Here is a 12,694-nt window from a genome sequence, read left to right as displayed (position 1 = left end):
AGGAAAGGAGCCCGTGTCACCCGATTGTAACCCCCTGAGACATCTACTTGTGATGCGAGTCACTCACCGGACAATTGCCATGGAACCGGGAATTGGCTCATCGTCAGCGATGGAAAGAGGAGAAATGCCTGAGACCGCAAATGGCTTAGTCGAGGCCTGGCTAGTGCAGTTCGATGAGGCGCTGCGCAGCAACAACACCGAGGCCGTACTGGAACTGTTCGAGGACGAATCGTATTGGCGCGACTTCGTCTCCTTCACGTGGAACTTGAAGACCCTCGAGGGCAAGCCCGAGATCAAGCGCATGCTGGACGCCACACTCCCGGACGTGCAACCCAGAAACTGGAAACTCACCGAGGATGCCACGGGCGATGCCGCCAACACCGAGGCCTGGCTCGACTTTGAAACCGCGCAGGCCCGCGGCCACGCACATCTTCGGCTACGCAACGGCAAGTGCTGGACCCTGCTCACGACCATGCAGGAACTCAAGGGATTCGAGGAAAAGAAAGGCCCCAACCGCGAGCAAGGAGTGGCCCACCACATCAGCAAGGGCCGCAAGTCCTGGCTCGAACTCAAGGAAGAGCGGGAAGCCAAGCTTGGCTACGAGGAGCAGCCGAACACTGTCATCATCGGCGGTGGCCAAGGGGGGATCGGCCTCGGAGCGCGGCTGCGCAGGCTCGGAGTGTCCACCATCATCGTCGAGAAAAACGAGCGCCCGGGCGACTCTTGGCGCAACCGCTACAAGTCGCTGCACCTGCACGATCCCGTCTGGTACGACCACCTGCCCTACATGAAGTTCCCGGACGACTGGCCCGTCTTCGCGGCCAAGGACAAGATCGGCGATTGGCTGGAGCACTACACCCGGATCATGGAACTGAACTATTGGTCCAAGACCGAGTGCACCAACGCCCGCTGGGACGAGGACCGCGGCGAGTGGGAAGTCAGCGTCGTGCGCGACGGCGAACCAGTCACGTTGCGTCCGAAGCAGCTGGTGTTCGCCTTGGGCGTCTCCGGCTACCCGAACGTCCCCGTGTTCGACGGCGCCGAGAGCTTCCTGGGGCAGCAGTACCATTCCTCCAAGCACCCGGGCGGGGGAGACTGGACGGGCAAGAAAGCCGTAGTGATTGGCTCGAACAACTCGGCCCACGATATCTGCGCGGACCTCTGGGAACACGGCGCCGATGTCACGATGGTCCAGCGCTCGTCCACGCATATCGCCCGCAGTGAGTCCCTGATGGACCTGGCACTCGGCGATCTCTACTCGGAAAAGGCACTCGCCAACGGAGTCACCACCGAGAAGGCCGATCTTCTCTTCGCTTCCTTGCCGTACCGCATCCTGCCAGAGGCCCAGATCCCGGTCTACCAGCAAATGGCGGAGCGCGACGCCGAGTTCTACTCCCAGCTTGAGGCAGCCGGTTTCGATCTCGATTTTGGAGTGGACGGCTCGGGCCTGTTCCTCAAGTACTTGCGACGCGGCTCCGGCTACTACATCGACGTCGGCGCGTCCCAGCTGATCATCGACGGACGCGTGAAGCTCGCGAACGGACAAGTCAGCAAGATCACGGGCAACGCCGTCGTGATGGACAACGGTGCGGAACTGGAAGCCGACGTCATCATTTACGCCACCGGGTACGGTTCCATGAACGGCTGGCTCGCCGACCTCGTCTCGCCCGAGGTGGCGGACGCCGTCGGGAAATGCTGGGGATTCGGTTCCGACACACCCAAGGACCTGGGCCCCTGGGAAGGGGAACTGCGCAACATGTGGAAGCCCACCAACGTGCAGAACCTCTGGATCCACGGCGGAAACCTGCACCAAAGCCGGCACTACTCCACCTACCTGGCTCTGCAGCTCAAGGCCAGGGCGGAGGGCCTGCCGACCCCCGTGTACGAACTCCAGCCATCGCACCACACGCGCTGAAAGGCGGTAGCCCATGAAAGCTGCACGATTCCATGGTCAAAAGGACATCCGGGTGGAAGACATTCCCGCACCCACCCTCAGGCCCGGCGCGGTAAAGATCGGCATTGCCTGGTGCGGTATTTGCGGAACAGACCTGCACGAATTCCTGGAGGGTCCCATCTTCATTCCGCACGCGGGCCACCCGCACCCGCTGGCAGGCGAGGACTTGCCCGTGACAATGGGGCACGAGTTCTCCGGCACGGTCGAGGAATTGGACGACGGGGTTGTAGGCCTAGCGGTGGGGGACCGTGTGGTGGTGGAGCCCTACTTCGTGTGCGATGAGTGCGGCCCGTGCAAAGCCGGGAAGTACAACCTGTGCACCCGGATGGGATTCATCGGCCTCGCAGGAGGAGGCGGTGGTCTTAGCGAGAAGATCGTCGTGGACGCACGCTGGGTCCACCGAGTGGGAGACATCCCGTTGGACGAAGCCGCACTCATTGAACCCTTGTCGGTGGCCTATCACGCCGTCTCGCGGGCGGAGCTGACGGCGGGTACGGTCGCCGTCGTCGGGGGTGCCGGACCTATCGGGCTGCTGACCGCGGCGGTGCTGAAAGGACTCGGCGTCACCACGATCGTCACGGAGCTCTCCGCCGCCCGGAAGGACAAAGCGCTGTCCTCGGGCGTTGCAGACTACCTCGTTGACTCCAGCGAAGAGGACGTCAAAGCGCGGGTACTGGAATTGACTGACGGGGCCGGTGCGGACGCCGCCTTCGAATGTGCGGGCGTGAACGCCGTCCTGGACACGATGCTGGATGTCGTGAGGCCTGCCGGGGTGGTGGTCAACGTGTCCATCTGGGGCAGGCCGGCCACGGTGGATATGCAGAAGATCGTGCTCAAGGAGATCGACCTTCGGGGAACCATCGCCTATCGCGGAGATCATGCCGCTGCGATCCAACTGGTCCAGGAGGGCAAGGTGGACCTCAAGCCGTTCATCACGGGACGCATTGCGCTGGAAGACCTGGTGGACAAGGGCTTCGACACCCTGATCAATCACAACGACACCGCCGTAAAGATCATCGTGCACCCCTAGCAAAAGCGCAGCGTTCGACGGCGGCACTCGACCTTTCAGCGGAAGGCGGGGCGCCGCCGTCGTCGTGTGATCCCGGTCTCAACAGGAATAGTTGCAGGCGCGCGGCAGTTGCCGACAGTGGACCTGTTCCCGTTTGAAAGGCACTGCCCATGTTGTTTTCCCCTTTGACTCTCGGCGAGATTGAACTTCCCAACCGCTTGGTCATGGCGCCGCTGACCCGCCTCCGTTCGGGCATCGAAGGCGTTCCCGGCCCGCTGGTCGCGGAACACTATCGGCAGCGTGCTTCCCTCGGACTGATTGTCAGTGAGGGTACCTACCCCACGCCCGCAGGGCAGTCCTACCCGGGGCAGCCCGGTCTCGTCACCGAGGAACAGATCGCGGGTTGGAAGAAGGTGACGGACGCCGTTCATGCCGAAGGTGGCCGGATTTTCGCCCAGGTCATGCACGGTGGACGAGTTTCCCACCCGGACATCACCGGCGGTCACGAGATCGTGGCACCCAGTGCGGTGGCCATCGACGGCGAAGTCCGCACGCCCAACGGCAAGAAGCCGTACCCGGTGCCCCGCGAACTGAGCGCCGATGAACTTCCCGCGGTGATGCAGGAAATCGTCACGGCATCCCGGAACGCCGTCGAGGCAGGATTCGACGGCGTCGAGCTCCACTCAGCGAATGGCTACCTGCTGCACGAATTCCTGGCACCGAACACCAACGTCCGCACTGACAGCTACGGCGGTTCCCCGGAAAACCGGGCACGCTTCGTGATCGAGACCGTCAACGCGGTGGTTGAAGCCTTGGGCGCCAACCGGGTCGGCATCCGGATTTCCCCGGAGCACTCGGTCCAGGGGATCGCCGAGACCGATCCCGCAGATGTCCGCGCCACCTATGAAGTCCTAGTGGACACCATCGCCTCGCTCAACCTCGCCTACCTCAGCATCCTCCACCATGAGCCCAAGGGTGAACTCGTGCAGGATCTGCGCGAGCGGTTCAACGGCACGTTCCTCGTGAACACCGGCTTCGGTGTAGTGACCACGCGGGATGAAGCCCTGGCGCTCGTGGCCGACGGTCACGCCGACGCCGTGGTGGTCGGCCGCCCGGCCATCGCCAACCCGGACCTTGCGCGCAGGTGGCGTGAAGGCCTCCCGCTCAACGAGCCGGATCCGTCCACGTTCTACGGTGAAGGCGCCAAGGGGTACACCGACTACCCGTTCTACGCCAACTAGAACCCCTCGAACCCCGACGGCGGCACCTGGGAAAGGTGCCGCCGTCGCGGTTTAACCCCCTCGCGGGGCCCGTCCTGCCGGTTTTCCGGGCCAGGGCGACGGATTCTGCTGGATCACTCGAGGTGGCAGGTTCCGGAGACCCCGCAATCACGGGGAATTCTTCTCGTGTGCCGGGAGTGATCCAGCAGAATCCGACGTGCCGATCGTGAGAGAGGCTGCAGAGATGGCGCAGAGCGTCCGAAGCCGCCACAAAGACGCCATTCCTATAGGATTTGTCTATGAAACTCGCTTCCTCACGGGACCGCGCGCCCGGTCGACCCGTCAGCCGCCAGGTTCTCGCCGACCACGTCTACGAGGAACTTCTCGCGTGGCTCATGGACGGCCGGCTCGAACCGGGAGCCGCGGTCAGCATCGACGGCACGGCGCGGGAACTGGACGTTTCGCCGACTCCCGTGCGCGAAGCGCTGGCGAGGCTGGAGCACACAGGCATGGTTCGCCGAGTTGCCCTCAAGGGTTACAAGGTAGCCCCGGTTTTCACGCGCGAAGATTTTGCCGAGCTCATGGAGGCCCGGCTCGCGATTGAGCCCGTGAATGCCCGTCTGGCGTGCGGCCGGATCACTCCTGACGGATTGGCGGATTTGCGAGCGGCCGTGAAGGACCTGGAGACGGCTCCCCGAGGCCCGTCTTTCATGGAATTCCGGGACTATCTCGAGGCCGATGAGCGCTTCCATAAGCTGATCGCCGAGCAGTCCGGCAACCAATTCATGCTTGCCGCCTACACCGCGCTGGGCGGCCAAGTCCAGCGGTTCCGTCTGTTCGGGGGAGTGGGCATCACCGACGCTGACCAGGCCATCGCGGAGCACCAAGCAGTGCTCGACGCGCTGGCGAGCGGTGACCCGGAACAGGCCGCGGCCGCCATGGCCGACCATGTGCACAAGGTCCGGGCCCGGGCTATTGCCGACGCACCTGCTGAGTAAGTCGTCGCCGGACGGCATCGCCGACGCTCCCGCTGGCTTGTTCTCCTGCCGTCCCAGGCCGAGTCCGACGGGGATCCAAGACGGCGACCCGACGCCGCCAGACCCTCAGGGCCCGTCTAACGGCGGGCCCTTTGTGTGCGTGGCGAACTCGATATCTCGTGACCCTCTTCACAAACATATGTAAGACATATAGGATCTTCGATGACGCGGGGTAAGGGTGCGGAAAGCCGGGGCCGGCCTGCGGAAGTCCGAATAAATATGTTGACAGCCTTGCTCGGATAGTAAATCCTATAGGAAACAGGATTCCACGAAGGAGTGAAAACTATGGCTTACACCGCCGAAACCTGGCCCATCACCGCGGCCCTGCTCCAGTTCCCGGGCACTGACGCCACGGGACAGCACATCAACGACGCCGACGCTTCCGCTTGGGCCGAGGTCCTGCAGGAAGTCAAAGACGCAGGATTTGCCAACGCGGACCTCACGGACAGCTGGGTCCGTCCGGGAGACCTCAGCAAGGAACGCCTCTCCGAGTTCAAACAGACCGCGGAGCACGTTGGTATTGGCATCCCGGTCATCTCGGCCATCCGCCGCAGCATCATCCACACCCGCGACTGGGCTGAGAACCTGGCGTACAGCCACCGAACCATTGACGCCGCAGCCGAATTGGGCTGCGAGGTGGTCTCGTTCGGACTCCATCAGGCCATCACCGCAGAGCAGCAAAAGCAGCTGTGGTTCTGGACGATCGAAGGATACAAGGATCCGGTGGGGGACAAGGAAGCCTGGGGCAACGCCGTCGCACGCTTGCGGGAACTCGGTGAGCACGCCGCGGAAGCCGGCATTCTCCTGTCCCTGGAAATGTACGAGGACACCTACCTCGGTACCGCCGATTCCTCGGTCCAGCTGGTCCAGGACATCGGGCTGGACAACGTGGGCCTCAACCCGGACCTCGGCAACCTCATCCGCCTCCACCGTCCCATCGAGGACTGGCGCGAGATGGTGGCCAAGACCCTGCCGTACTCTAACTACTGGCACATGAAGAACTACATCCGCGACGAAGACGTGGCCCGCGACAGCTACATCACCATGCCTGCACCGATGGAGAGCGGCCTCATCAACTACCGCGAAGCCTTTAAACTCGCGCTCTCGGTAGGCTTCCAAGGCATCTTGTGCACCGAGCACTACGGCGGCGACGGACTCAGCGTCACGGCGAGCAACCAGGAATACCTCCGGCGACAGGTCCTCCCTAAGACAGAGAACTACGTCCTCGGCCAGAGCCAGGTCGCCCAGGGCCGGCAGCAGCCGTCCGGCTCCACCCAGTCCGCATCCTCCCAACTGGCTGGCGTCTAGAACCATGACAAGGATTTTCGACAACCCCGCAGACTTCGCCGACGATGCCCTGGACGGATTCGTCGCCGCCAACCGCGGTTATGTGGCCCGGGTGGACGGCGGAGTGGTCCGGTCCACCGAAGTCCCCACCGGGCAGGTCGCCTTGGTGGTGGGCGGCGGCTCGGGACACTACCCTGCTTTCGCCGGACTGGTCGGGCCAGGCCTGGCAACCGCCTCGGCGTGCGGCAACATGTTCGCTTCCCCGGCGGCCGGCCAGGTCTACCGCGTCGCCAAAGCAGCCAACGCCGGAGGCGGCATCTTGCTCAGTTATGGCAACTACGCCGGCGACGTGCTCCACTTCGGCCAGGCCCAGTTGCGCCTCAACGCCGAAGGCATCGAGACCCGCACCGTGACTGTTACCGACGACATCGCCAGCGCACCGCTGGACCAGATCGAAAAGCGCCGGGGGATCGCGGGCGACCTTACGGTCTTCAAGATCGCCGGCGCCGCGGCCGAAGCGGGACTGGACCTCGACGCCGTCGAGCGCTTGGCCATCAAGACGAACTACCGCACACGCTCGCTGGGCGTGGCCTTCGACGGTTGCACCCTTCCGGGAGCCTCGGATCCGCTGTTCCACGTTCCGGCCGGCCAAATGTCCCTCGGCCTGGGCATCCACGGTGAGCCGGGGATTTCCGAGCACAAAATGCCCACCGCTTCCGAGCTCGCCGAACTGCTCGTCTCCAAGCTCCTCAACGACAAACCGGACGACGCCGGAAACCGCGTGGTGGCCATCGTCAACGGCCTCGGCACCGTCAAGTACGACGAACTCTTCCTGCTCTTCGGCAAGATCGAAAAGCTCCTCAGCGAGGCAGGCCTAACGGTGGTCGAGCCCGAGTGCGGCGAGCTCGTGACAAGCCTGGACATGTCCGGTCTTTCGCTGACGCTCCTGTGGCTGGACGAGGAGCTCGAACAGTATTGGGCAGCACCCGCGGACACCCCGGCGTTCCGCAAGGGCAACCTCGCGCCCCGCCCGCCCCGCAACCAAGCGAGCGTCACCGCGGTGGACGAGTCCGACGTCGAGCAGCCCACCGCGGCTGCTGCCGAACTCGGCCGGCAGGCCGTAGCCGTGCTCGCGCAGGTGCGGGACGTCGTCGTCGAGCATGAAGAAGAACTCGGCAAGCTGGACGCGATTGCCGGCGACGGCGACCACGGCATCGGCATGCGACGCGGCGTTGAAGCGGCCTTCGCCGCCGCCGAAACGGCAAGCGGAGCCTCGGTCGGCCGGATCCTGGCGGCGGCGGGGGAGGCCTGGAGCGAACGCGCCGGCGGTACCTCGGGCGCATTGTGGGGCTCGGCGATCATTGCGGCCGGACTGGCGCTCGGCAACAAAGCCAGCTACTCCGGCGAGGATGCGGCGGCCGCTGTTGCTGGCTTTGTGGACGCGATCTCCGAACTCGGCAAAGCCGAACCAGGCGACAAGACCATGGTGGACGCGCTGCTGCCGTTCCGGGACGCGTTCCTCACAGAGTTCGACGCCGGAGCCCCGGTTGACCGGGCCCTCGCGGCAGCTGCCGCGGCGGCCGAGTCCGCGGCAGCTGAGACGGCGCGTTTGCGTCCGCTCAAGGGCCGGGCCCGTCCGCTCGCAGAGAAGAGCCTGGGCCACCCTGATCCTGGCGCGGTCTCCTTCGGGCTGATCACGGCGCGGATCTCACAACACATCGACGCACAGCTGGCGTCCCCGGCAGGAAACGGAGTTCAAGCATGAGCACATCAGAGGGCTGGCGGATCGTCGTCGGCAATGACGAAGCTGGCGTCGAATACAAGCAAGCGCTCGTGGCGTTGCTTGAAGCCGATCCCCGGGTGGCGTCCGTAACCGACCTGGGCGTCGGCGCCAACGACTCCACGGCGTACCCGCACGTTGCCGTGAACGCGGCGCGCAAAGTGGCCGACGGCGAGGCGGACCGGGCCCTGCTGATCTGCGGCACAGGCCTGGGCGTGGCAATCGCAGCCAACAAAGTCCCCGGAATCCGGGCCGTCACCGCGCACGACAGCTACTCCGTGGAGCGCTCGGTCCTGAGCAACAACGCCCAGGTCCTGACCATGGGACAGCGGGTGATTGGCTTGGAACTGGCCAAGAAACTAGTGGGCGAATGGCTGGGCCACCACTTCGACGAAACATCATCTTCCGCCGCCAAGGTGGACGCCATTTGCTCCTACGAGCCCGATTACACAAAGGCAGTGTGACATGACTGAATCCCAGAAAACCTCCGCGGGCACGACGGCGGCCCGGAAGATCGCCGTCGTCGGCTCCGGTTACATGGGCGGCGGGATCGCGCAGGTCCTGGCCCTCGGCGGATCGCGCGTGGCGCTGGCGGATGTGTCCGCCGAAATCGCGCAGAAGAACTACGACCGCCTGCTCGTCGAGTCGGATGAATTCGTGGCCGCGGGCCTCTTTCCGGAAGGTTCCACGGCAATCCTGAAGGCCAATCTGTGGGCCGCAAAGGACATCGAAGAGGCCGTGGCGGACGCCGACTTCATCGAAGAAGCCGTGCCGGAGATCCTCGACATCAAGCACCAGACCCTGGCCCGCATCAGCGCAGCCGCCCGTCCGGACGCGCTGATCGGCTCCAATACTTCCACTATTTCCATCGCCGATCTCGCCGAGGCCGTCGCGGGTCCGGAGCGGTTCCTGGGCGTCCACTTCTCCAACCCGTCCCCGTTCATCCCGGGCGTCGAGATCATTCCCCACGCCGGCACCACGCCGGAGACCGTGGCTGCGGCTCGCGAATTGGTCCACGCTGCCGGTAAGCAGACCGCCGTCGTCAAGGACGTCACCGGTTTCGTGCTCAACCGGCTGCAGTACGCGCTTTTCCACGAGGCCGCGCAGCTGGTGGAGCAGGGGATCGCAACAGCCGACGACGTCGACACCCTGGTCCGCACGACGTTCGGCTTCCGCTTACCGTTCTTTGGTCCATTCGCGATCGCGGACATGGCCGGACTGGACGTCTATAACTTCTGCTACAAGTCGCTGCAGACCGGGTTCCCGGAACGCTTTGCGACGCCGAAGATCCTGAGCGACCTCGTGGAAGCGGGGAAGCTCGGGACCAAGACAGGGGCAGGCTTCCTCAACGTCCCGGCGGAACGCACACCCGAACTCATCGCCTACCGGAACAAGGCCTACGTGGCCATGCAGAAGCTCCTCGACGAGCTCGGCCCGGCACCCATCAACTAGTCACGACATTCACAGGAGAATACCCATGAGCACCTTCCCCGCAGAACGCACGGCGATCGTCACCGGCGCCGTTTCCGAGCGCGGCATCGGCCGGGCTACCGTCAACTACCTCGCAGCACAGGGCTGGAACATCGGCATCATCGACCTCGACGACGCCCTCTGCCAGAGCACCGCCAAGGAAATCGCCGCCGAATATGGCGTGCAGGCCTATGGCGTGGGCGCCAACGTGGCCGATGAAGCATCCGTGCGCTCGGCGATCGACACGCTCGAGGCCGAGTTGCCGCAAATCGTAGCCCTGGCCAACGTCGCAGGCGTCAGCTCACCAATTCCGTACCTGGAACTCGAGCCCGCCGAATGGAACCGTGTCCTGAGCATCAACCTCAACGGCGTCCACTACGCCACCCGCCGCGTGGCCGAATCCATGGTCAAGAACCGGATCGGACGCATCGTGAACATCTCCTCGGTTTCCGCACAGCGCGGCGGCGGGACGTTCTCCAAAACCCCGTACTCGGTAGCCAAAGCCGGAGTCATCGGGCTGACCCGCGCCACCGCCCGTGAACTGGGGGAGTACGACATCACCGTCAACGCCATTTCTCCCGGCCCCATAGACACCGACATCATGGGCGGCACCCTCAGCGAGGAACGCAAGGACGAACTCACCAAGGACCTCGTGGTGAACCGCGTGGGCTCCACCCGGGACATCGCTGCCGCCATCGCCTTCCTCATCAGCGAAGACTCCGGCTACATCTCGGGCCAGACGCTGAATGTCGACGGCGGCCTGTACATGCACTAATGCCTGAAACCTGACTACTCAACACTGATTTCTCAACACTGATTACTCAACGAGGAGTTTCGATGTCCGCTGTAACAACGTCCACGAAGGAGATGCTGGATTCGCCGGTCCTGAAATCGGCGATCCGCAAGGCTGCCTTCCGGCTCATGCCGATGCTGGTCATCCTCTATGTGGTCTCCTTCCTTGACCGCACCAATGTCGGTTTCGCCGAAGCTGCGCTCGGCGCTGACAAAGGCGTCTCGGCCGGGGCGTTCGCGCTCGGTGCCGGTATCTTCTTCATCGGTTACGCGATCTTTGAAATCCCCAGCAACCTGCTGCTCAAGAAGGTCGGCGCGAAGATCTGGCTTGCCCGAATCGCGATCACGTGGGGCATCGTTTCTGCTTGCTTTGCGTTCGTGCAGGGTGAGACGTCCTTCGTGATCCTGCGGTTCCTGCTCGGGGTGACCGAGGCGGGCCTGTTCCCGGGCGTCATCATGTACCTGGCCGAGTGGTTCCCGAACAAGGTGCGCGTGCAGATGTTCGCGATCTTCTACCTCGCGCAGCCGTTCTCCCAAATGATCGGCAACCCGCTCTCGGGCTGGCTCATCAACATCGGCGACCAGCTTCCCGGCGTCCGCGGCTGGCAGGTCATGTTTTTCACCGAGGGCATCCTGGCGGTGCTCGCTGGCATTGCGGCGTTCTTCTTCCTGATCAACGGCCCGGAGAAGGCCAAGTTCCTCAACGTTGACGAGAAGTTCGCGCTCAAGGAGATCATGACTCAAGAGGACACGGTCAAGGATGAAACCGGGCCGCGGGGCGTGTTCGCCGCGATGCGCAACGGCCGCGTCTGGTACTTCACCCTCATCTACTTCTGCCTGCAGATCGCCGTTTACGGCGTCACCTTCTTCCTCCCGCAGCAGGTTTCTTCTCTGACAGGCCAGAAGGTGGGCCTCGCCGTCGGCCTGCTGATCGCGGTTCCGTGGTTCTTCGGAATCTTCTCCTGCTACCTGATCGGCCGGGCAGCCAACACGGTTGCAAAGCGACGCATGTTCGGCACGGTGCTGTTCGTATCGACAGGTCTGTGCATCCTCGGTTCGGCGTGGGCCGGCACCAACCACCAGCCGGTGCTGGGGATGATCTTCATTACCCTCGCGGTATGTAGCTTCCTCGCAGTCGGGCCGGTCGTCTGGGCCTACCCTACGGCGTTCCTTGCCGGTTCGGCAGCCGCGGCCGGCATCGGCTTGATCAACTCGCTGGGCAACCTTGGCGGTTTCGTGGCTCCGATCCTTCGGACCGCGGTCAACAGCGCCACGGCAGACCCCACCGGATCCGCCGGGGTTTACGCCCTCGGAATCCTGCCCTTCCTGGCGGCCGCCATGATGTACGGCACCCGGGCATTCAGGAACAAGGCCGACGATCTCCTGGGCAAGTAGCCCGTTGTACATCGGGGTCAGCACCAAGATGTACATGGGCTACCGGCACAGCATGTCTTGGCTGGAGCAAGTGCGAAGTGAAGTGGACGCCCGTCCGGCCCTTGCGGCCGGACGGGTGGTCCCGTTTGTGATCCCGTCGTTCCCCATGTTGCCGGACGCCGTCCGGATTCTGGAAGGCTCTTCGCTGCGCCTGGGCGCGCAGAACTGTGGCTGGGCTGAGGGTCCGTGGACGGGTGAAGTGTCACCGTCGCTGCTGGCGGAGCTCGGTGTGCGGCTCGTGGAGATCGGACACGCGGAACGACGCCGGCACTTCAGCGAGGACGACGCCGTGGTCGCATTGAAGGTCCGGGCCGCGGTGGATGCAGGGTTGACCCCGCTGCTGTGCGTCGGCGAGGAGGCCGTCGCCGATCCGGCAGTGTCGGCGTCGTTCGTGTTCAGGCAGATCTCGGCCGCTGTACGGGACGACTGGGCGACGGCGGTCTGCCTGGTTATCGCGTACGAACCGGTGTGGGCCATCGGCGCTGCCGAGCCAGCCGGCGCGGCTTACGTGTCCGACGTCGTCGATCACCTCCGGGGCTTGCTCGCCGAACATGGCCTCGCCGGGCTGCCGATCATTTACGGTGGCTCCGCCAAACCGGGGCTCCTGCCTGAACTGCGGGGCGTGTCTGGACTTTTCCTAGGCCGCTTCGCCCACGACGCGGCGAACTTCGGGACGGTCTTGGACGAAGCGCTGGGCTTGCCCAACTGACA

The 12,694-nt window shown here is 64.2% G+C and carries 11 protein-coding genes; all 11 read left to right on the top strand.

The genetic code is table 11. The annotated features are described in order from the left end of the window. The first annotated feature begins 124 nt into the window (after positions 1–124). The 11 genes from AC4CS3_RS12580 to AC4CS3_RS12530 all read left to right on the top strand — a co-directional run bounded on the left by AC4CS3_RS12580 (position 125) and on the right by AC4CS3_RS12530 (position 12,692). Positions 125–1,915 carry an NAD(P)-binding domain-containing protein gene (locus AC4CS3_RS12580; protein ID WP_490783769.1) on the top strand — a complete coding sequence of 597 codons (1,791 nt, stop codon included), beginning with the start codon at positions 125–127 and terminating at the stop codon, positions 1,913–1,915. 13 nt (positions 1,916–1,928) lie between these two features. Next, positions 1,929–2,984: a 2,3-butanediol dehydrogenase gene (locus tag AC4CS3_RS12575; protein ID WP_490783768.1), complete on the top strand. Its 1,056-nt coding sequence runs from the start codon at positions 1,929–1,931 to the stop codon at positions 2,982–2,984. A gap of 149 nt (positions 2,985–3,133) precedes the next feature. Continuing rightward, entirely contained in the window at positions 3,134–4,204 is a 1,071-nt protein-coding gene (locus AC4CS3_RS12570) for an alkene reductase (RefSeq protein ID WP_490783767.1), read from the top strand. A 278-nt stretch (positions 4,205–4,482) separates the two neighbouring features. Beyond that, positions 4,483–5,181: a GntR family transcriptional regulator gene (locus AC4CS3_RS12565; protein WP_490783766.1), complete on the top strand. Its 699-nt coding sequence runs from the start codon at positions 4,483–4,485 to the stop codon at positions 5,179–5,181. 324 nt (positions 5,182–5,505) lie between these two features. Next, positions 5,506–6,528 (top strand): sugar phosphate isomerase/epimerase family protein, encoded by a 1,023-nt coding sequence (locus AC4CS3_RS12560; protein ID WP_490783765.1) that lies wholly within the window; start codon positions 5,506–5,508, stop codon positions 6,526–6,528. 4 nt (positions 6,529–6,532) lie between these two features. Beyond that, entirely contained in the window at positions 6,533–8,272 is a 1,740-nt protein-coding gene (gene dhaL, locus AC4CS3_RS12555) for a dihydroxyacetone kinase subunit DhaL (protein WP_490783764.1), read from the top strand. After that, complete coding sequence (locus tag AC4CS3_RS12550) at positions 8,269–8,751, top strand: ribose-5-phosphate isomerase (RefSeq protein ID WP_490783763.1); 483 nt, start codon at positions 8,269–8,271, stop codon at positions 8,749–8,751. The genes dhaL and AC4CS3_RS12550 overlap by 4 nt, the downstream gene beginning before the upstream one ends. A 1-nt stretch (position 8,752) precedes the next feature. Beyond that, a complete protein-coding gene (locus tag AC4CS3_RS12545) occupies positions 8,753–9,739 on the top strand; it encodes a 3-hydroxyacyl-CoA dehydrogenase family protein (RefSeq protein ID WP_490783762.1) in 987 nt (328 codons plus the stop codon). A gap of 25 nt (positions 9,740–9,764) precedes the next feature. Next, positions 9,765–10,532, top strand: a complete 768-nt coding sequence (locus AC4CS3_RS12540) for an SDR family NAD(P)-dependent oxidoreductase (RefSeq protein ID WP_490783761.1) — start codon at positions 9,765–9,767, stop codon at positions 10,530–10,532. Positions 10,533–10,594: 62 nt separating this feature from the next. Beyond that, the gene (locus AC4CS3_RS12535) at positions 10,595–11,944 is read left to right on the top strand and encodes an MFS transporter (protein WP_490783760.1); all 1,350 of its coding nucleotides are present in this window, start codon (positions 10,595–10,597) and stop codon (positions 11,942–11,944) included. A 4-nt stretch (positions 11,945–11,948) separates the two neighbouring features. Next, complete coding sequence (locus AC4CS3_RS12530) at positions 11,949–12,692, top strand: triose-phosphate isomerase family protein (protein WP_490783759.1); 744 nt, start codon at positions 11,949–11,951, stop codon at positions 12,690–12,692. Positions 12,693–12,694 lie beyond the last annotated feature (2 nt).

This window comes from Arthrobacter sp. SE2, assembly GCF_058244265.1.
Note: the sequence above shows the minus strand (reverse complement) of the source record. Positions and strands in the feature narration are given on the sequence as shown.

Coding starts and splice junctions, on each gene's coding strand:
- AC4CS3_RS12580 (WP_490783769.1), top strand. CDS start 125: ATGCCTGAGACCGCAAATGGCTTAGTCGAGGCCTGGCTAGTGCAGTTC.
- AC4CS3_RS12575 (WP_490783768.1), top strand. CDS start 1,929: ATGAAAGCTGCACGATTCCATGGTCAAAAGGACATCCGGGTGGAAGAC.
- AC4CS3_RS12570 (WP_490783767.1), top strand. CDS start 3,134: ATGTTGTTTTCCCCTTTGACTCTCGGCGAGATTGAACTTCCCAACCGC.
- AC4CS3_RS12565 (WP_490783766.1), top strand. CDS start 4,483: ATGAAACTCGCTTCCTCACGGGACCGCGCGCCCGGTCGACCCGTCAGC.
- AC4CS3_RS12560 (WP_490783765.1), top strand. CDS start 5,506: ATGGCTTACACCGCCGAAACCTGGCCCATCACCGCGGCCCTGCTCCAG.
- dhaL (WP_490783764.1), top strand. CDS start 6,533: ATGACAAGGATTTTCGACAACCCCGCAGACTTCGCCGACGATGCCCTG.
- AC4CS3_RS12550 (WP_490783763.1), top strand. CDS start 8,269: ATGAGCACATCAGAGGGCTGGCGGATCGTCGTCGGCAATGACGAAGCT.
- AC4CS3_RS12545 (WP_490783762.1), top strand. CDS start 8,753: ATGACTGAATCCCAGAAAACCTCCGCGGGCACGACGGCGGCCCGGAAG.
- AC4CS3_RS12540 (WP_490783761.1), top strand. CDS start 9,765: ATGAGCACCTTCCCCGCAGAACGCACGGCGATCGTCACCGGCGCCGTT.
- AC4CS3_RS12535 (WP_490783760.1), top strand. CDS start 10,595: ATGTCCGCTGTAACAACGTCCACGAAGGAGATGCTGGATTCGCCGGTC.